General features: G+C 42.7%; 12 protein-coding genes. All 12 read right to left on the bottom strand.

All coding sequences use genetic code 11. The features are described from left to right. Nucleotides 1-736: 736 nt before the first annotated feature. The 12 genes from FAZ19_RS23405 to FAZ19_RS23350 all read right to left on the bottom strand — a co-directional run bounded on the left by FAZ19_RS23405 (nucleotide 737) and on the right by FAZ19_RS23350 (nucleotide 19,431). A complete protein-coding gene (locus tag FAZ19_RS23405) occupies nucleotides 737-1,912 on the bottom strand; it encodes a redoxin domain-containing protein (RefSeq protein ID WP_136823206.1) in 1,176 nt (391 codons plus the stop codon). A 43-nt stretch (nucleotides 1,913-1,955) separates the two neighbouring features. Further along, entirely contained in the window at nucleotides 1,956-3,374 is a 1,419-nt protein-coding gene (locus FAZ19_RS23400; RefSeq protein ID WP_169305767.1) for a PKD-like family lipoprotein, read from the bottom strand. A 10-nt stretch (nucleotides 3,375-3,384) separates the two neighbouring features. After that, nucleotides 3,385-4,122, bottom strand: a complete 738-nt coding sequence (locus FAZ19_RS23395; protein WP_169305766.1) for a DUF4843 domain-containing protein — start codon at nucleotides 4,120-4,122, stop codon at nucleotides 3,385-3,387. 13 nt (nucleotides 4,123-4,135) lie between these two features. Further along, on the bottom strand, nucleotides 4,136-5,566 hold the full coding sequence (locus FAZ19_RS23390; protein ID WP_136823203.1) for a RagB/SusD family nutrient uptake outer membrane protein: 1,431 nt from the start codon (nucleotides 5,564-5,566) through the stop codon (nucleotides 4,136-4,138). 25 nt (nucleotides 5,567-5,591) lie between these two features. Continuing rightward, a complete protein-coding gene (locus tag FAZ19_RS23385; protein ID WP_169305765.1) occupies nucleotides 5,592-8,879 on the bottom strand; it encodes a SusC/RagA family TonB-linked outer membrane protein in 3,288 nt (1,095 codons plus the stop codon). A 273-nt stretch (nucleotides 8,880-9,152) separates the two neighbouring features. After that, nucleotides 9,153-10,346, bottom strand: a complete 1,194-nt coding sequence (locus FAZ19_RS23380) for a FecR family protein (RefSeq protein WP_136823201.1) — start codon at nucleotides 10,344-10,346, stop codon at nucleotides 9,153-9,155. A 95-nt stretch (nucleotides 10,347-10,441) separates the two neighbouring features. Beyond that, entirely contained in the window at nucleotides 10,442-11,041 is a 600-nt protein-coding gene (locus FAZ19_RS23375; RefSeq protein ID WP_136823200.1) for an RNA polymerase sigma factor, read from the bottom strand. Nucleotides 11,042-11,263: 222 nt separating this feature from the next. After that, nucleotides 11,264-12,397 (bottom strand): TlpA disulfide reductase family protein, encoded by a 1,134-nt coding sequence (locus FAZ19_RS23370; RefSeq protein WP_229707693.1) that lies wholly within the window; start codon nucleotides 12,395-12,397, stop codon nucleotides 11,264-11,266. 6 nt (nucleotides 12,398-12,403) lie between these two features. Beyond that, nucleotides 12,404-13,540: a TlpA disulfide reductase family protein gene (locus FAZ19_RS23365; RefSeq protein ID WP_136823199.1), complete on the bottom strand. Its 1,137-nt coding sequence runs from the start codon at nucleotides 13,538-13,540 to the stop codon at nucleotides 12,404-12,406. 18 nt (nucleotides 13,541-13,558) lie between these two features. Continuing rightward, nucleotides 13,559-14,536, bottom strand: coding sequence for a discoidin domain-containing protein (locus FAZ19_RS23360; protein WP_136823198.1), 978 nt, complete (start codon nucleotides 14,534-14,536; stop codon nucleotides 13,559-13,561). Nucleotides 14,537-14,540: 4 nt separating this feature from the next. Next, on the bottom strand, nucleotides 14,541-15,905 hold the full coding sequence (locus tag FAZ19_RS23355; protein WP_136823197.1) for a RagB/SusD family nutrient uptake outer membrane protein: 1,365 nt from the start codon (nucleotides 15,903-15,905) through the stop codon (nucleotides 14,541-14,543). Nucleotides 15,906-15,915: 10 nt separating this feature from the next. Beyond that, complete coding sequence (locus tag FAZ19_RS23350; RefSeq protein WP_229707692.1) at nucleotides 15,916-19,431, bottom strand: SusC/RagA family TonB-linked outer membrane protein; 3,516 nt, start codon at nucleotides 19,429-19,431, stop codon at nucleotides 15,916-15,918. Nucleotides 19,432-19,581: the final 150 nt, after the last annotated feature.

The raw sequence follows: 19,581 nt of genomic DNA, 5'->3' as shown, positions 1-19,581 counted from the left end.
CGTTTTGGAATATCGGTAATCTAGTAGATTACAACGTTAAATTAAACTATAATTACGTATATCTTATTTAAAGTACCGTTATTTTGCTATCTTCTTAGCACTGGAGACCATGCCACCATGTACTCGGGGGTGAGGAAGAGTTTTCTTTCGGCGATTTACCAACGTTGGCAGACCACACGGTGCGGTGCATCTTGACTTTTTTTGTACAGGCCGAAAATGCTCGCCTATTGGGCCGAAGAAAGGTAGAACAAAACCGGAAGAAGCTCAGTGTGTAGTGGTCAAAAACTTTCCATTAACAAAAACTCCCGTAGAGATAGCTGACGAATCCCCTTATACGTGTTTTGCGGTTTGATGGGATCCATCAATACAAATACAACTTTTCTTCTGTTATGATTGAATGTTTTGTAAAAACATTGGCTTTCTTCAATTATAATATAGGAAATTGCAACTGGCGTTGACCGGCGACTATCCGGATTATGCGCTGAATTATTCCAAAGTATGGATCAGTGATGGTTTTTTTCTGGCAGGTGGAGCACCGGCCGCACTGGTCGACGCGGGCAACCTGGAGGCGACCTGGGATCCGACACTGAGTTCAATGTATGATACATGACCACGCCCGAGCCACCGTTGCGTGGTGATGGCTCGGTGCTGCGGCACATGTTTGGATCTTTTGCAGACCTCTCTTTCCGTTGTTTCATTCTGTTGCTGTTATGGTAAAACATAACATCTTTTGGGTCTAAAGGCACAATTCTATCATGGTGGTCAACTCCCTAACTGCAGCTTCATCCGGCCAGGTCAGTCCGCTTGACTTAAACCGGATTTTTCCATTGCCGTCAATGACAAATTTTGCAGGAATCCCGTTTACACCAAATGAAGATACCGCAGGGTTCTTTTTCGTATCAGGATCTTTGAGGTCCATGTACAAAGGTAAATCCAGGTCATGAGTTAGCAAGTAGTTCACTGCATCCGATTTAGGATCTTTTACAGTCTCCCAAGTATGTATAAACAGGAACTTTACATTAGGGTCCTTTTTGTACTTGTTGACCAGCATTTGCATCGCCGGAAGAGATTTCTTACAAGGTCCGCACCAGGTCGCCCAAAAATCAAGAACAACTATTTTGTCCTTAAAATCTGACAGTGACACTTCGTTGCCTTTGATGTCTGTGACTTTAAAATTTGGCGCTTGCTCGTCAATCATTTTGGCTGCTATCGCTGTCTTGTATTTTTCTTCAAACTGATTGGTCAATGCAGCCAGGTACGCATTTGAATCTTTTCCCGGATTAACTTTTGCGTAGGCACTTTTTAACTCTGCCTTATACTCATCATTGGCCAAACCTGCTAGTACTGCTTTTTCCAGCTCTGGAAGCGCTTCCTTGTATCCGCCTGTTTTGCTCATCAGGTAGTAATACTCTGCAGTCAGAACAGCAGTCTTTCGTATGGCATTTTCATAGCATTCTTTGATAGCAGCGAAGGCTTTTTTGTAGTCTCCTTGCTTAGCCATCACCTGACTATACAGATGCAACAAGAACTGCCGGTCTTCCGGCGCATTTGTTGAATTTGCCAGTTCCTGCTCAATTAAAGTTTCCGCAGCTTTCAAATCGAAGGCCATGATTCCTGTCGCCACTGATCCTACGTACATGATCCTTGCGGTTTCTGCGATCTTGTTAAAATGGAACAAAGCTTTTTCCGGGTTTTTCGCAACAACAAAATTATCTACAAGTGCAGCTCTGTATTGGTCAAAACTATCGTCAGGGTGTTCTTTCACCAATCGTTCAAGAATCGCTTCCTTTTTTAAAGGATCAATGAAGATCTTCAGAGAATCAAGACTTGCCTGATAAGCTGGTTGTGCCTGCTGACTGTAGCCTGAGTATCCTGTTGACAGGATAGCGATGAGTAGGAGTATTTTTTTCATGTAGATTGGATGTTATTAATCTTCTTTAAATCTAGTAAGGAGCCTATAGGTTTTTTCTCGCAGGAGCAATTTGTACAATTTCACCAAAGCCCGTAAATTTCTTATCGTAAGTACTGTTGCTGAATTCTCCCTGACCATTGATGCTGAAATAATATACTTCACCCGCCGCACCATTATTCACACCGATTACCAATTGTTTGCTGGTGCTACGCAACATCTCGATATCCTTGATTACGTATCCAGCCGGGAAAGTGTAAATCAGGCGTGCTGATTTTGCAAGCATGTCGTACAAATACACCCTATTGCCAACAGTATAATAAAGTTGTTTTAAGATGGAGGAAGTCGCAAAATTAGTTGCGCTACCAATTTCAGGACTATTTACCATTTCTTGATTAACCCCAGGCTGGGTATTGCCAAAGGGATCATATGTCAAGGACATTAAGTAACGGCCATTATTATCTTCCATGATGAAATACCACTCAATTTCTTCTTCAAATAGCGTTGACATGCCACGATCGTACGCAATCATTTTTCTTCCCACATTTGCTATGTCAAACGAGCCTGTTGTATTAGGTGCATCTTCCAGAATTCTTGAAAAAATACCCATTCGCATAAAGCGCATGTTGGCATTATTATAAAAATAGGTTAGGTTATACGTGTTAGGAAACACACCCGGGAATAGGTCATAATCGCCAGGAATGCGTTGGCTGAAAGGGCTGATATCTTCTGAAGTCGAGCCTGAAATCCCGGCATATAAGCCACCATCCGCAACAATGAACTGGTCAAACCTTGAGGCGTTCAAGATAAATACCGGTGTACTTTTAAACGGAAGCGGTGTAGCCAAATTCGGAAGTATAGAACTTTTATCACCAAGCTCCAGCCAGTCGTTCATGTTAAACCGATATACATTCTCATCGGTGAAATAATAAAAGAAACCACCTTTTCCAAAATTATACAAGGCCAATGGCTTTCCTGGATAGGTCTTATTATTGGCCACTTCCATCGGATTGTCAAAAATCACATCATCGGTACGGATCAACGAAACCCTGCCTGTTCCATCTTTACTATTGACCACGTACCAGCCATTTGGATAGACTCCGTTTACCACGACGGTATAACGCTGTAGCGCATAAATGCCATTTTTATTACTGGTTACCTTATAAGTTATCAAATACGTACCTGGACTTAAGGTCACTTTTATGCGCAAATTTTTGGAATCAGCGATTACTTCGGAATCCATTGTCCAACTGTAGGTAAATGAATCACCTGCAGGCATTGTTTCTGTTAATGTTGGCGTAATGATCAGCGAATCCAGTTGAGGTATCGTAAAACTTGTTGTTGCATCGGTAATCTTAATGTCGTTAATTGGCTCGTATTTAGATAGATTATTATCTTTACTACAGGCAAATGTTAGCATGATTGCTGCAATCATGCTAAGCTTAAAAATATGTTTTAAATGCATAATATCTAAATTAAGGGAAAGAAATCTCGTTACCGTTCTCATCCAACAGTGGACCATTTGCAGCTTCATAATCGGCTAGTGCATTTCTCAGCGTCACGGGGAAGTTTAGATAACCGTCAAACCCGATATTTTCGTAAGAGAAATCAGTTATACCCAGTACTTTAACCATGAATTTGTATTTTTCGGCGCTAAATTCTCCGAAATCCGCATCTAGAATATCCCAATAAGCAGGCCTGGTGTACATACTGGATACCTCTATCGTCAGATATCTAAAGTTTTCCTCCGTACCCTGATTAACGCTATTGGCAGGTGTCTGGCCTAAAGTACCTAGCGTAAAGTCCTTGGTTTCTGCCGGCTCCAACACGATTTTATAAACATTGCTTGCCATTCCAACAGAGTTGATCAGCACAAGAGGATAATTAAACATGGAGACACCAGGCGGAATGGCCACTTCTTTTAGCTCAAAATCCATGCCCGCAGTTGCCGTTGTTCCTTCAGCTGTTTTTAGCAATACGGTACGGGGCTGATCAGACAACTTTCCGGTAAGCCTCAAAGGTATATACATGGTATCCCTTGTTTTTACAGTTTTTTGAAAAGCAAAAGAGTAACTTCTCGTCGCGGTGGTATGTAATTGTTGATAGGTGTAAGCAAAAAAGCTAACACCATCTTTTCCTTGATAAGTTTCTACCGCTTCTTTCTTACAAGAAAAAAGGGAGAAGACCATCGTCGCATATAATATGTATTTCATAATACGAGTGTGATTAATTTCCATAATTCGGATTAAATTGAAGTTCAGCATCTGGGATTGGGAGCACATACTGCTCTGGGGCCATACTTGGACCAAACTGCATTCTTGTAGAATTGATACGTTTATAATAAAAGAACAACTGCCCTTCCGCATAAAATTCCTTCTGGTACTCCTTGGTGATGGCTGCTGTAAGTGCGGTAGCCGTAATGTCTGTTGCCAGATTAGAAAGCCCCCTGTTTTGGCGCACCGTATTTAAATATTCAACACCCATGGCTGGAGTTGAAGCTGCTTCGGCCAGGATGTAATACATTTCGGCAAGGCGGATACCAGGTACATACTGATCCAGTAAGTTATCGGTAATCGGCGTTGTAGCAGTAGAGGCCTGCCAGAATTTAGAGGGAAACAAGTTTCCTCCATCCTGCTCAAGGCGGAAAAGGAACCTGATGTCTGTACCGCCCCCCGATGTGGTTTCATACAGCGCAGCAAAGTTAGCAGAAGTACGTGTAAGGGTTTGTCCTAAGGCACCCCTAAATCTAAAATATCGTTGTACGGTCGGCAATATATCCCTAACCCTGATCATAAACACCTGCTCGTTGAAATATAAACGGTCACGTACTACCAATCCGGTGCTGACCGCTCCGGCCGCTTCCGGAGTAACAAATGTATATTTGGTAGAATTAACCACTACATTTGCGGCAGCAGCAGCTCCGTCCATATCGCCACTGTACAATTTGATTCTTGCTTCAAGTGCTTTTACGCCATAGTAATTCAGCTTGTTCCTCCTGCTTCGTAAGTCACTGCTGACAATCGGATCAGCCTGCAACAGCAATTCTTCTGCCTGTTTCAGGTCTGCTAAAGCAAATTGGATTACATCTGCAGTTGTAGATGGGATTTCGGCATTTTCATTGACTTCCTTTTTGTAAGGGATGGCTTTTAAATTAGCACCCGCCGTATATTCAGGACCGAACATGCGCAATAGATCAAAATGTATAAATGCCCTTAAGGCCAAAGCCTCGCCGCGCAGCAGTGCATATGCATTATCGGTTAGCACAGACCGACTTGTTTCTGTATTTGCGATTATTTTATTTGCTGCGGCAATTGCACCGTAACTGGCAGACCAAATGGCATTGGTATACCCTGCGACTTCTGCTGAAGCATAGTTCAGGACTTGTGTTTGTTGCAGTGCAACGTCGGCGTTGCTATTAAGTGTCGAATAATTTTGTGCCAGCGCAGAAACGAAACCCATAGAAAGGTTGTCGCCGTATAGGTTGTTACTGGCCAGCTGGCCATATACGCCTGATAAAGCTTGCTGAAAACCAACTTCTGACGTAAACAGCTGTTCTTCAGATAAATTTGTTTTGGGCTCTACATCCAAAAATTTCTTACAACTGGAAAACACCACAACTATTGACAGAATTCCTATTATTAATATTGTTCTTTTCATTGGGATATGAATTTGTCTTTTGAATTTAAAATCTTGCACTCAGACCAAATGTATATTCTCTGGCAAAGGGATTGTCTGTACCACGTTCAATTTCAATGGTGCTGAAGTTGGCCAGGTTATTCGTTGTTGCGCTAACGGTCAGATTCTGCAAGCCCAATCTTTTAGTAAATGGGGTTTTGAACTGATAGCTTAAATTAACGGAGCTGAGCTGAATGTTGTTATCACGCTGAACAAACCTAGAGGTAAGTTGTGTTGGTGTTGGTACACCACCAGTAATCCGCCGATACGGACTGACACTACCGGGTCCGGTCCAGCCCAGATCATAAGCTCTTCTATCTACATTGTTGCGCGCATCAACAGCTTCCACCCGGTTTAACAACGTACTGTTATACAGATCGGCACCATAGTTATAACTGATGCTAAAGTTTAAACCAAAACCTGCGTACAGGAAATTTGAATTTACAGCTCCTGTCCACTTGGGTCGGCTGTCACCAACATAGGTCTTATCATTAACGTCCCAGACAAACGTTGGGGTACCATCTAATTTCAGATAAACTTCCTGACCGGTAACCGGATCAATACCCAATGACCTCACTGCATAAATAGCCGTTGTTGACCTGCCCTCAATAAACTGTGCATTTTCAACAGTCTGATCGGCATTATTGGCATTCAATGCAGCATTGAAAGCCTTAAGTTTCTCCGAAATTTGTTTTAACACAGATTTATTAGTTGCTGCGTTCACCGCAACATTCCATTTTAAGCCTTTACGAGGTTGAGATAGGATGGTATAACCCAGGTCGAACTGCAATCCCCTGTTCTGGATTTTACCCAAATTTTCAGTATACGAAGGAAAGCCAGTACTAGGTGCCAGAGAAACTGTGGTTAGGGCATTCTGGGTCACTTCATTATAAAACTCCGCATTGAAAGTCAAACGGCTGTTAAAAAATGCCGAAGCGATACCAACATTCGACTTCAAGACCTGCTGCCAGCTCAAATTTGGGTTTCCTAGTCCACCCGGGAAAGCACCCACTTCGCCAAAATAGCCTGTACTCGTGCCCAAATTATATCTGAATTGTGCTGCATAAGGATCCTGTACAGATGTGCCGGTAGAACCGTAGCTGCCACGAAGCCTCAACAGGTTGATAGTTTCGCTATCCCTCAGGAACTGTTCATTGTGGATGTTCCATCCTAAACCTGCAGACCAGAAATTACCAAATTTATTGTTTTCTCCATAAGCTGAAGAGCCATCTCTAGTATAGGTGAAATCTGTAAAATACCGGTTATCATAAGAGTAGTTGGCACTTCCGGTATAAGAAAGATTGTTAAGTGTACTTTCGGTTCCTGTAGGCCTGCTGTTTAAATATTGCGCGGCAAACAGGATGTTATCTAAACGATCAAAAGGAAAACCCTGTGTAGAGACGGCATAGGAATTAAACTGTGTACTTGCGAGCCTGAATCCTGCGTAGACTGTAACACCGTGCATCCCGAAATTTTTGTTGTAATTTACCGATCCTGTTCCGTCCATGGTAAAGGAGGTACTGTTGTCGATGGAATAGGTACCCCGTGCGCTTAAATCTGCGACCCCATTAAATCTGCTATCGAGAGCTGAATGGAAGTTGTCTATCGTCCCGTTCACTTTTGTGATGCCCAGGCTGCCATTAAACCACAATGATTTATCGACATCGTAACGTACAGTAGTGTTGTTCCTTAAATTAAAATTCTTATTTCTATTGTCAATGGTATTGTAAGTAATGTCCATCAATGGATTTAATACAACAGAGCTTACTCCTGTTGCGCCGAAGCCTGTATTGATATTTTCCAGGTATTTGTTTATATTCCCATTTTCATCGTAAGGTTTCCAGTAGGGATTCAAATCCAGGTACTGACTAAATGTGCCGTAAGGGGAATCGTTGGAATTAACCTGTGTTCCTATGGTATTATTTTGGAATGTCAGTTTATTCGTTCTGTAACTCAGCGTAAAACTTCCGGCATAATTTTTCCTGTCCTGTCCCTTCATCACGCCCTGTAACATATTTCCGCTAAAGCTTAGGTTAAAGGTCAGCGACTCGTCACCACCCCGTAAAGACAGGTTGGTTCTGTTGTTGATCCCTGTTTGGACTGGAATGGATTTCCAGTCGGTATTTACACCGCTTACCACCGCTTTATACCTTTCCGCATTGATGAAATCACCTCTATAGCTATCCGTGAATCCTACACGTCGCTCAAAATCCAATTTTTCTGTTGCATTAAGCATGTTATAAACAGACAGGTCAGGAGATGATAAAGTAAAATTGTTGCTTATCGACACCTCTACTTTTCCTCTTGGTGGCAGGATCGTTGTAACAACCATCACACCATTACCCCCACGGGAACCGTACATCGCCGTAGCCGAAGCATCCTTTAACAAAGTGACGGAGGCAATTTGATTCATGTCTAAGTCTACAATAGCCTGTAGTGTAACCTGAAATCCGTCTAGAATAAACAAAGGCATATTGGGATTGCCAGCGAGTTCTGCCCCAAGGGTGGGATAGGATGTTTGTCCACGCATGGTGACCTCTGGAAGCGCATTGATGTTCCCTCCGATTTTGTTGTCGGGAATAATTCTGAAGGATGGATCAAGGGCGGCAATACCGGCAAATACATTCACCGGATTTACAGCCTTAAGCTCAGCAGCAGTCATGGTTTTTGCTGCTCCTGTATAGGTACTAACCTTCTTGTCGACCATGCCGGTAATTACCATCTCATTCAGCGCTACCTGCTCCTTCGTCATATAAATGGTATAGTTAGAGTTGGCTGAGATGGGTACTTCCACGGTCTTATAACCTAAAAATTTGAATTCCAAAGATTCACCATCTGTAGAGATACTGATGGTGAATTTTCCGTTTCTATCAGTCTGGACAGCAGACTCCGTGCCTTTAATGGACACCGTAACTCCTGGAATTGGTTTACGGTCCTTGGCATCTCCCACAAAGCCAGAAATGATTTCCTGATTAACCAGGGGATTTGCTTGGCTGACCGGCGCGCCTGCTTTTATGACCACCGTATTGTTGCGAATGACGAAATCCAGGTTCTGCCTGTCAAAAATCTGCGTAAGGACAACGGATAAATCAGCGTCTTTAACGTTGATAGTTACTGGAGAGGAATTTTTCAATAAATTGTCCGTATAAAAAAAGTTGTAACCTGTTTGTTGGTTCAGCTCCTTAAATACAGTTTTAAGTAAAGCATTCGATTTGGTTAAGGTCACCTTTTGGGCGAAGCTCGACGCATTTACCTGCATAAAGCATACTATTGTTAGTACGGTAGTTAAGCGCATAGTAAGAAATAGTTTTAGGTACGGCCTTTTAGGCATACCAAATATCCTTGATTTTTGATACATTAGTTGTCAGTTTGGTTAAGCAGCCTCTTTTGCGTTGGACCGTAAGGAGGACTGCAGTTTAACGTTGATTTTTAATTGAATGTTCCAAACTTCTGCCAGGTCCTGATGGCAAGTCGGGGCCTGGTTTCGTTTCATTGCTCTTCAGCTAGTGTAGTTTTCTTTTCATCTGGTTGAATTTAAGGTTAGTATTCAGTTAATTCATATTTTAGTTTATTTTGATACATATACGGTTCGTCCTTTGATATCAAAATGTGCCTCACCTGTTGATTCTACGATTTCAAGCACTTTTGACAGATTATCAAACCTTGATACCTTGCCGCTGAATCGTTCCTTGGTTTTTTCGCCGATGTAGATGACCTCAACATTATACCAACGTTCGATCATTTTCATGATGGCTTCAATGTGCTCACTTTCAACGACAAACTCGTTGTTCTTCCAGGCAACTGCCAGATCAGCATCCGTTTCAACAATCGCTATTTTACCACCAGACAGCTTGGCCTGTTGCCCAGGTTTTAATAGTTTGGAATTACCCAATGCAGATAATTTCACACTTCCTTCTAATAGGGTAGTTTTTTCTACTTCATCATCTGTATAACTGCTGATGTTAAAATGTGTGCCCAATACTTCTATTTCCTGCTTATTTGTTTTTACAATAAATGGGTGTCGTTTATCCTTTGCTACTTCAAAATATCCCTCGCCAATCAGTTTAACCACACGTTTTCCGTTTTGAAGCAGGGAGGCTGAATAGGTGAGGCTTGAAGCGGCATTAAGATAAACACGAGAACCATCAGGCAAAGTCACCTGGTATGTTTCTCCACGAGCCGTCGACAAAGTGTTAATGGCATTTGGATCAGATAACTTTTCATCAATTTGGTACATCAGTCTACCATCATCTGTTTTTGTAATGACGATTCCCGATTCTCTGGCTATTTCTCCTTTGGATACACTGGCTAAGCTAATCTTCTTGCCATTTGCCATGGTAAGTGTAGCGCCAAAGTCGCCTGGATTAATTTCCTGTTCTTCAACCTTGACAATAGCCGAAGGAGTTACTGATCTGTGATTGAAAAAATAAATCCCTATAGATATTAAGACCAACGATGCAGCAACAGTGGCAATTTTAAACCAGAGTTTAAGTGTTTTATTTTTACGGTCCGGTATGGTTGACGGTGTTTCTTGAATCTGAATGAACAAATCCCGGTCAACCTTTGCTAATACTTCGGCAATGGCAGGATTGGTTTCATAGCGCTCGTCCTGAATTTCTAGAACGTCGATGATGAGGTCTTTTAACCGATCCTTATCTTCGTCTTGTTCAAAATAATCCATCAAACGCTGTGTTTCTTCAAGACTACACAAGTTTTGGAGGTATTTATTAAATAGAATACGAAGTTGATCAGATGATTCCACGGCTCAATTTTTACAGCTAATACGGAGCTAAGTAAAAAAATCCTTAGTCTGTTAATAAAAAATTAACAATTAATTTTTATTAACAACAGTCAAAATCATAGGCCTTTGAATAAAACACCTAGAACTACAGAAATGGTGAGAGCAGAAGAATCTCTAAAATAGGTCCTTAGAAATCTGTTTGCTTGCAGCATATGACTGCTAATGGTTTTAACATTGATCCCCATAATCTCCTCCACCTCTTTGTAAGATTTCCCTTCTAATTTACAAAGGGTAAAGACCATTTTGCGCTGAGGGGGCATCAGGTTTATGGCCTCATGCAATTTTTGAGCATCTTCTTTAGTCAGCATATCCTCCTCAATATGAAGATAGAGCTCTGAGCTCGAAGCGACTATTTTATTCAATAGACGTTTGTCTTTTGCTACTTTTCGAAAATAATCATGTACCAGGTTCTCCGCTATACGGAATAGATAAGATTTAAAAGATTTTTCGGGATCAATCTGTGTTCGCACTTCCCATATTTTGACAAAGAGTTCCTGCAGTATTTCTTTAACCAGATCGTCAGATTTCAGTAATTTAAACAAATTTCCTGCAATCCGAACTTTATAGTTATTGTATAGGATTTCAAATGCACGCTCATCACTGTTTTTCAATCGAAGCAGTAAAAACTTTTCATCAGTGTGATTATTGTTGACCATCCGTCTTACAAATATACAGTACAAACTTATGGTTTAAAAGCACGAAGGCAAGATATTTTGGCATCGCAAAAATGCATACCCACAAAAAACGCGTCATTGTAAGGAAGGATGACGACCTCGAGGCAGCTCCGAAGGAAGCCAATCTGTGTTTACCACCGTAGTACAATGGGCACCACGGTGGTATAATCCATACACCTAGGCAGGCGTACATTTTATTTTTGCTTACTTCATATAAGACGCAATCATCTTATTGACATTTTCGCCTCTAAGATCTTTGGCAATAATGACGCCTTCGGGATTGATCAGAAAATTCTGTGGGATAGCGGTAATACCGTATTTAACAGCGATATCAGTTTTAAACCCTTTAAGGTCGCTAACCTGTATCCATGGCATACCGTCCTGCTCTACAGCCTTAAGCCATGCAGCCTTACTTTCGTCAAGCGATACGCCCACAATTTCAAAATTCTTATCTTTCAACTCGTTGTAAGTCTTTAGTAAATGTGGGTTCTCGGCACGACAGGGCGCACACCAGCTTGCCCAGAAATCTACCAATACATATTTGCCCTTTAAAGAAGACAGTTTAAAGGTGTTGCCTTCAATATCGGGCTGTTCAAAGTCTACCGCTTTTCCGATAGCGATATTCTTCGCCTTATCATACTTCTGCGTTAGTTTCTGACCATTGAAGCTGGCCAATACCCGCTCACTGAGTAGATCGTAATATTTGCCAAATGTGGCAGGGTCTATTACAGCCGTTTTATTGTCAAGGATCAGGTCCAGTGTAACGTACGAATCGGGATGGCTGAAAATAAAAGAGTCTAAAACTGCCTCAATTCGTGCATGTACCGGGCGGGCTTCCGCCTGGATTGCCTTTATAGCGACCGTATCTTTTACTTTGGCATAATAAACTTTTGAGAACCGATCCGAAATATCCTTGAACTGTGCCAACAGATCCGCAGTGCGTAAATTATATGCATTGAAATCGGACTGTGCCTGTGTACCGGTGATACGTGCTTTCGTCAGACTATCAGTAGCCACCACCTTATACTTTCCTTTTTCAAGGTAAAATTGCTGATAGTCTGGCATAGTTCTTTTTTGCGTACTGTCTCGCTCTAGCGGCACTAATGCGAGCTGGGCTTTATTACCAAAAGCAGTGGTGCCTTTAAACATAAACTGACCATTTTTTAACAACGAACTATCCCTTGCACTTTTTCCTTGGCCGTCTACATACGTGAGAATTACTTTGCCCGCATTCTTCACCCCGGAAAGACGACCTTTTATTTCAAACTTGTCTTGCGCCATGCTGCTGGCGGCTATGAGCATCAATAATGCTGTAATGATATTTTTAATAGCGATCATTCTCTTTTATTTAATAAGTTCCTTCAATTTTTGCGATAGCGCCTCTCCTCTAAGGTTCTTGGCTATGATCATCCCGTTAGGATCGATTAATAGGTTCTGAGGTACCGAGTTGATGCCGTACATCACAGCGACTTCGTTTTTCCATCCCTTCAGGTCGCTCACGTGAATCCATGGCAGGCCGTCGTTTTCGATTGCCCCTTGCCATGCCGCTTCGCTGCCCGGATAGTCAAGCGATACGCCCACAATTTCGAAGTTCTTACCTTCTAGCTCATTGTATGCCTTCACAAGGAATGGATTTTCAGCCCGGCAGGGGGCACACCAGCTGGCCCAAAAGTCAACCAATACATACTTACCTCGTAACGAAGAAAGTGTAAAAGGCTTGCCATTTACGTCATTTTGAGTAAAGTCTGTTGCTTTCATGCCTGTCTGGCGTCGCTTGCCGACTTCTATTTTCTCTACGGTACGTAAGCCTAATGGCGAAGACTTCAGCTCATCCGAAAACCGATGGAATAACGGTTCCACGACCGCTGGGTCAAACTTGCTATCCAGTACAGACAGGTAGAATGTATGTAGCCCCATAAAGGAATCTAAATGACTTTCTGCAAAGGTCCAGTTGATCTCTTTGTTTTTTGCGACTAGCTTTTGGATGCTATCTGCCGCCATCTTACGTTCTTCCAGCGGCTTAATATATTCGCCTGCTGCATCTTTGGCTCCATATACATCTTGTAATTTAACGATTTGTGCGGTGACCGGTTTCATCAACGCTTCGCGCTGCCGATTCTGGATGTCGCTGATCGAACCCTTTACTTCTGCGGTACGGATGGAGTCCGTCCCTACGACGGTAATCGCAGAATTTTCTATAAAAAAATCTTTTGAATCGCGATGACGACTAGATCCCGCGGTACTATGCCGCTTTAACGTCAAAATGGCATTTTGGGGCTCTTCGACTGTACCGCTGAACTGGAACTTACCCTTGTTAACCACGACAGAATCTACTTCTGTCCATGCTCCGTTTTTCAATAAAACAAGGTACACCTTAGCCGCCTCTTTTAGCGCAGGTAACTTTCCCTTGATCGTATAACTTCCTTGTGCTGCCGCCATAAATGGCAGGAGCAGCAAGGCTACAATTAGTTTAATATTCATGACTTTCAAATTAATAGTTTAATTTCTTAACATAATTCCACTCACTAGCACAACGCTAAAAGTCAGCGTACCTGATACGTAAGGGGCTGCATCCAAAACGGTGACCCGTACATACCTTGCTGTGGTCTGGGAAGGTAAATTCATCGTGTGCTTTCTAGCCGTGTTTCTAATATCTACGCTATAGGTACCCTGATCTATCCATGTGCTGTTGTCGACACTTGTTTCTACCTTTACAGAAGTTGGGTCTCCTCCTAACGTAGCGTAATTTATATTGACACTCGTAGGGTAGAATATATCAACTCCCGAAAAGCTCACTTCCCGCGCATAATCTATGTTGAGGGACTGCGGGAAGACGCCGGATGTGGCACTCGCCCAATAGGTAGTACCCGTATTTGGATCAATTGCTCTGCTTGCCGTATTTGCTCCGGCCGTGGAACTGGCAGTAGCTGTCACCGTAAGCCCGGCATGGTCTACATAAAGGGCATCTCCCGTATTAAAGACATAATACACGACCTTCCGCGTACCGGGATCCTGTATGATTCCGTCCACAGCTGTTATCGCTAAAGGAAGCACATAGGTACTTTGCGGTCTCAACAGATTTTGGAAGCTAAGGTTTAATACGGCGGATTCTGACACGTTGCTACCCGCATTGATCGCTACCGTCGATTTGTAAAACAGATAATTCAACGATGGAAGTAGCAGCGCTGCGCTACCATACTTTTCCCTATAGGCAGCAATTTTAGTGGTATCCGGCGCGAAAGTAACGTAATGCGGATCTGCAGATGTGCCCCCTAATAGGGCTGCTTTCATTTCCATACTAAGCAAAGACACTTCTTTGATATCTAGGTTTTGCTGTACGACATCCGAAGATGTAGGCAGATCAAAAGTTATACGCCCTTCTGTAAGCATCTCGCGTCTGGACTCGTCTTTTTTACAAGCTGCAAGCAATAGTACAAAAAAACCTATTGCCAATATATTAAATGTGAGTTTCTTCATTTTTTTAAGGATTTTGTACGATGTCAGGATTATAAACGGTCACTTGTACAGGTATCTGCAACGTATATTTACTACTTTTTGGTTCCAATGTAGCAATCACCTCATTCTGTGCATTTGTACGCGTTACGGTAGGCATTCTGTCTTCCATATCCAGACGCCGCATATCAAACCAACGTAAGCCATGAAAAGGGAATTCACGTCGCCTCTCATTCAATACCTCATTCAAAACCACCTCCTGATCGGTTGAATCAAATGTGCGGCTATTACCGGTATACCGATTGGTACGTACGATGTTTAAATGCGAAAGGGCTTCTGTCAGATCGTTTGCTCTAACCGCGCCTTCGGCTGCAATTAGATGCATCTCCTGGACTGTCGTACCCGAATTGGTTAATTGGAATACCGGTGTTATGGCAGCTGCATAAAACAAGGTTCCTCCTCTGGCAGGACTGGCAAAATTATAATAGAATACCGTTCGTCTCGCATCGTTGCCCGCAAAGATGTCTTTTAGATCCTGCGATAACGCCAGGCCTAAAGCGATAGATGATCTTCCATAAATAACGTCGGGATGTGATACGACATTGGTGGTTGTTGGGAATGTAGCGGAGTTGGTGAAATCAATCATGTTTGCCTGCGTATTGTCTAGCGCCAACTCGGCATAACGGCGCGCTTCGTCGTACTCCCTTCGGTATAAATAAACTCTCGCCAATACACTATAGGCAGCAGCTTTAGAACCGCGGAAACGTGCATTACTGTTGTCCGTTGGTAGATCAGGAATGGCCGTAGTAATATCATCAATGATGTGCTGATAGATTTCGGCCACACTTGACCTAGGCGGTACCGTCTGGCTCACATCATCAGATGTAATGTAAGGTACAGCAGGATCGGATGATGCTGTTGCCGGGTTGAACGGCTTACCATACTCATTGACCAAATAGAAATAGGAGTGCGCACGCCCCAATAAAGCTTCTGCTCTTAGATTTCTTTTCTGTGTTGGAGTTCCGCCTTCTGCACCATCAATACCTAACAACACGGTATTAAAAAGATTGATACGTTGATAGTGCTCACCCCATAGGTATGTATTCTCATTCAAATCCGTTGTAAACTGCGGGGCCCAGGTGTAGATCAATTCTGCAAGTGTAGTCGGCGGATTACCAATATTAGGCAAATCGATGTTATCCGTCATAAAGTTCAGGATATTATCTGCTGGTGTTTCTGCAGTCAGTGTTTGGCTGTTCAACCACTGATCGAAATCATCGGTTGTTTTGAGTAATTGTCTACCCTTGGGTTCAATATCCAGGTATCTGTCGCAGCTGCTCAGAACCACAAAACAGAGTAACAGTACGGTAGCTATATATTTAAATTTCTTCATTAGGACAATTTTAAAAATTAGTGAACAAACCAAGAGTATAGGTAGGCGTGACATAAGACTTCGCATAACTTTTTGTCGCCATACTAAAATTATAGCGGTTGAAACCTACTGTATATAGGTTGGAAGCCTGCGCTTTGATTTCAAAGTTTCTAAAGCCTGCCTTTTTAATAAAATTAAGGTCATTTAGGCGATAGGAAACCGTAATGTCACCAATGGTCAGGTAATCACCGTTTACGACATAATTGCTGTTATAGCGATACGCCCAACTTGGATTTGTCGCAATCAAATCCAGTAGGTTCGGGATGTCTGTTTTCAGCTCGTCGCCAGGAACCCTCCAGTAATTCCCCGCGCCCTCCAAAGGACGGTTATCGGATGGGGTGGGTCTTGGAACTCTTACTTTAAATCCACCGTAGTAGTTAATCATCGCGAAAAAATAGAAGTTGCCTACATCGATTCGGTTGCTCAATCCAGCATTGATACTTGGCAGCGTTGTTCCGGAATACTGTACAAGACCGGAAGCTTCATTCGACATGGCAGTGGTCAGCGGTTGGCCTGTAGAACTGGTATTCACCACATACTCTGTTCCTTCTAGATCGACGATGATGGGGTGGCCCTCATTATTTAATCCTGTCATATTGTAGGAGAACATAGCGCCAACGGGATACCCGTTAACATATCCGAGTGCATCGAGCGCTTGCGGATCGTATCGGCCTGTTCTGAAAACATCTAACACCTTACTGTCGTTTTTGGCAACTACGATTCCCGTATTCCAGTTAAAATTACTTTTGGAAATCCAATCGGCCTTTACACTTAGTTCCAGACCGTTGTTTCGGATGGTGGCAAAATTAACGAGGGCTAAACCTGCACCCAACGTTGGTGAACCTGCTCCCAGTGTTGGATCAACCCGCGAGGACCCCATGACATCACTCGTTTTCTTGGTGTAATATTCAAAGCTACCGCTAACGTTCTTAAAAACAGTAAAATCAAGTCCCAGATTAAAATTCTCAGTCGTTTCCCAGCGCAGTCCACTATTGGCATTAGAAGATAACACCAACGAGGTTAGCGTAGGGGTATTTGAAAGGTTGTTCTGCGATGTAGCAATTACCTGAGGTAATGATAATTTGGCCACATTTCCGTTAAAGCCAAACGCTCCGCGCAATTTTAATTGGTTCAACCAATAAATATCATCCATAAAACTCTCTTTATGAATGTTCCATCCAGCGCCTAATGACCATAGCGGTTTGTATTTATATTTCGGATCTGTACCAAAGAGGTTAGACTGATCTATACGAATACTTCCGGATAAAGCATATTTATTTTTATACGAATAGACAAGATTTGAAAAGGCCGATAAATACCGGTCTTCGTTATACATCTGATCAAAGAAGCTGTTTAAAGAACCAAGCGTATTAGAGGTAACCAACGTACCCCTTACAGCAGAGGAACCCGTAAATATCGATGCATAATCCACCGGCTGTTGAAGTAAGCTTTGGTCATTATACCCAAAATAAGACGCTAAATTTCCTTTATCCAGAACGCTCCGTACCTCAAAACCTGCTATCCCGTTGAAAGAATGATTGCCAATCTGCTTGTCGTAGTTAAGCTGTGCACGTGCGGTATACCCCGTTGAACTGGCGTTTTGCTGGCGCAGAAAAGCTCCGTTTGGAAGATTTCTTTTAAATGTCCCCGCCGTAACGGTATAATTATTTACCCAGGCATTTACTTCTGCAGACCCCTCATTTGCGAGGTGTCTATACTCTGATCGGGAAGTTTCGTACACGCCACCAAATAGCAGATTAAAGCCCTTTCCAAGATTGTAGGTAAAATTGGCAATAGTCTTATAATTCAGTGTCTGCGTCTTATCACTCACAGAATTTGCCTCAGCCAGGGGATAATAATTTTGATCTAATAAGCCCCGTGACATAATATAACTATTATAGACCGGTGCAAAGCTTGCCGAGATGATGGCAGCAGGATTGCCGTTTTCATCTACATAACGCTCATAGCCAGCATATTCGGAAGGTCCTGGTATAGGGGCTGACTTGAAAGTTTGATTTTGGTATTCTGTGGTAAGCTCTAGGCTCAATTTTTTGGAGAGCCTAAGCGTAGTGCGACCAGTTAGTAATAATCTGCTATCGCCATTGTTAATTTCATTATTGCGATTACCGGTGTAGTTGGCCGTTATATAGTACAATGCACTAGGAGAGCCCCCCGATACGTTGAAGGTATGCGTTTGCGTAAGCGCTGTTCTTAAAAACAACCGATTATAGTCACTTAGGTTATCATAGGCGGCTAGTTCCGCAAATGAGTTTTCCGCTTGCTCTGGTGAAATAATACCTGCAGCAAGTTGTGCCTGTATATAGAAAGGAATAGAACGTCTGATATTACCTACACCAGGGTTAAATAAAGTTGCCCATGTGGAGGGAGCAATATTGAGATTCTGTCTTTCTCGTACATAATTTGCATTAAGCTCCGATGCATTCGGGGCCCAGCGATAGCGGCTATAATTTTCTTCCGGTCTCAATCCCCACGTCGTTCTAAAATTAAATCTCGGTGCGCCCACATCGGCTTGTTTTCTTTGAATAACCATGACGCCATTCGATGCCCGCACACCATATACGGTCGCCGCTGCAGCATCTTTTAATATGGTTACCGAAGCAATTTCATTCGGATCTATCATATCCAATGTGAGCTCAGTGGGGTAGCCATCAACTACAATAAGGGGGCTTTGGTTAGCCGACATGGTCGAAATCCCCCGGATATTGAATAACGGACGGCTCGACTGCCCCTGCCCAGGGACTGTACTGTTGAAGGTTACATCGTTATTGATCATCAGGCCGGGCATACGATTCACCAGTCCATCCAGAAAGTTGCTGCTTATTCTGGATTCAAACTCTTTGGTGGTAATCTGTGCAATAGCTCCCGTACTATGCTCAGGCTTTATTTTCTGATATCCTGTATTAACCGATACCATCACCTCTTCTAGATCGTCGACATCTATTTGCATCGTTATCATACCCAACGATTGGACAGCCTTTACCTCTTGTTTGGCATATCCTGTAAAAGTGATCACCAGTATAGCCCTTTCATCCACGTTCTGGATAACAAAGTCCCCTGTACTACTGGTCAATACCCTACGTTGCGTACCTTTGATCGTCACCGTCGCACCTAATAGCGGCGCTCCTTTGGAGTCTACTACACGACCCGAGACGGTAATATCCTGAGAAACTGGAACTACCATCGTGGGCACATCCTCGCGCAGCGCTACCTTCTTTCTGCTCACCACGACAAATTTATCTTCAACAACGTAATCAAGCTGCTGACCTTTAAAAATTGTCTTTAGCACATCATGGAGCTGCACGTTGTGCACTTCTATAGAAATGGGCTTAGTCGTTTTGAGCACGTCGGTAGAGACGATGAAATCTACACCAGCCTGTGCTTTGATTTTCTCAAAAATACGTGACAACGGTGCGTTTTTCTCTGATAAAGAAATATGCTGGGCCATGCTGGCAGCACTGACCTGCATCAATGATATTATAAATATTATGGTGGTGAGTCGCATAATTAGCAATAGTTTCCTATAAAATTTATACATTTAGTAGTTGGTTTGATTACACATAAAGCCATTGTTTCGAAGCTGAGGCTTTTTGTTGTTGTTTGTTGATTCAATTATTTA

This window comes from Sphingobacterium alkalisoli, assembly GCF_005049105.1.
Taxonomy (GTDB): domain Bacteria; phylum Bacteroidota; class Bacteroidia; order Sphingobacteriales; family Sphingobacteriaceae; genus Sphingobacterium; species Sphingobacterium alkalisoli.
The sequence above is the reverse complement of the archived record's forward strand: the minus strand, read 5'-3'. Positions and strand labels throughout refer to the sequence as shown.

Bases quoted from the DNA above. Each gene is read 5' to 3' on its own strand.
- FAZ19_RS23400 (WP_169305767.1), bottom strand. From the start codon at position 3,374: ATGCATTTAAAACATATTTTTAAGCTTAGCATGATTGCAGCAATCATG.
- FAZ19_RS23385 (WP_169305765.1), bottom strand. From the start codon at position 8,879: ATGCGCTTAACTACCGTACTAACAATAGTATGCTTTATGCAGGTAAAT.
- FAZ19_RS23365 (WP_136823199.1), bottom strand. From the start codon at position 13,540: ATGAATATTAAACTAATTGTAGCCTTGCTGCTCCTGCCATTTATGGCG.
- FAZ19_RS23350 (WP_229707692.1), bottom strand. From the start codon at position 19,431: ATGCAGGTCAGTGCTGCCAGCATGGCCCAGCATATTTCTTTATCAGAG.
- FAZ19_RS23375 (WP_136823200.1), bottom strand. From the start codon at position 11,041: ATGGTCAACAATAATCACACTGATGAAAAGTTTTTACTGCTTCGATTG.
- FAZ19_RS23360 (WP_136823198.1), bottom strand. From the start codon at position 14,536: ATGAAGAAACTCACATTTAATATATTGGCAATAGGTTTTTTTGTACTA.
- FAZ19_RS23370 (WP_229707693.1), bottom strand. From the start codon at position 12,397: ATGATCGCTATTAAAAATATCATTACAGCATTATTGATGCTCATAGCC.
- FAZ19_RS23395 (WP_169305766.1), bottom strand. From the start codon at position 4,122: ATGAAATACATATTATATGCGACGATGGTCTTCTCCCTTTTTTCTTGT.
- FAZ19_RS23355 (WP_136823197.1), bottom strand. From the start codon at position 15,905: ATGAAGAAATTTAAATATATAGCTACCGTACTGTTACTCTGTTTTGTG.
- FAZ19_RS23390 (WP_136823203.1), bottom strand. From the start codon at position 5,566: ATGAAAAGAACAATATTAATAATAGGAATTCTGTCAATAGTTGTGGTG.
- FAZ19_RS23405 (WP_136823206.1), bottom strand. From the start codon at position 1,912: ATGAAAAAAATACTCCTACTCATCGCTATCCTGTCAACAGGATACTCA.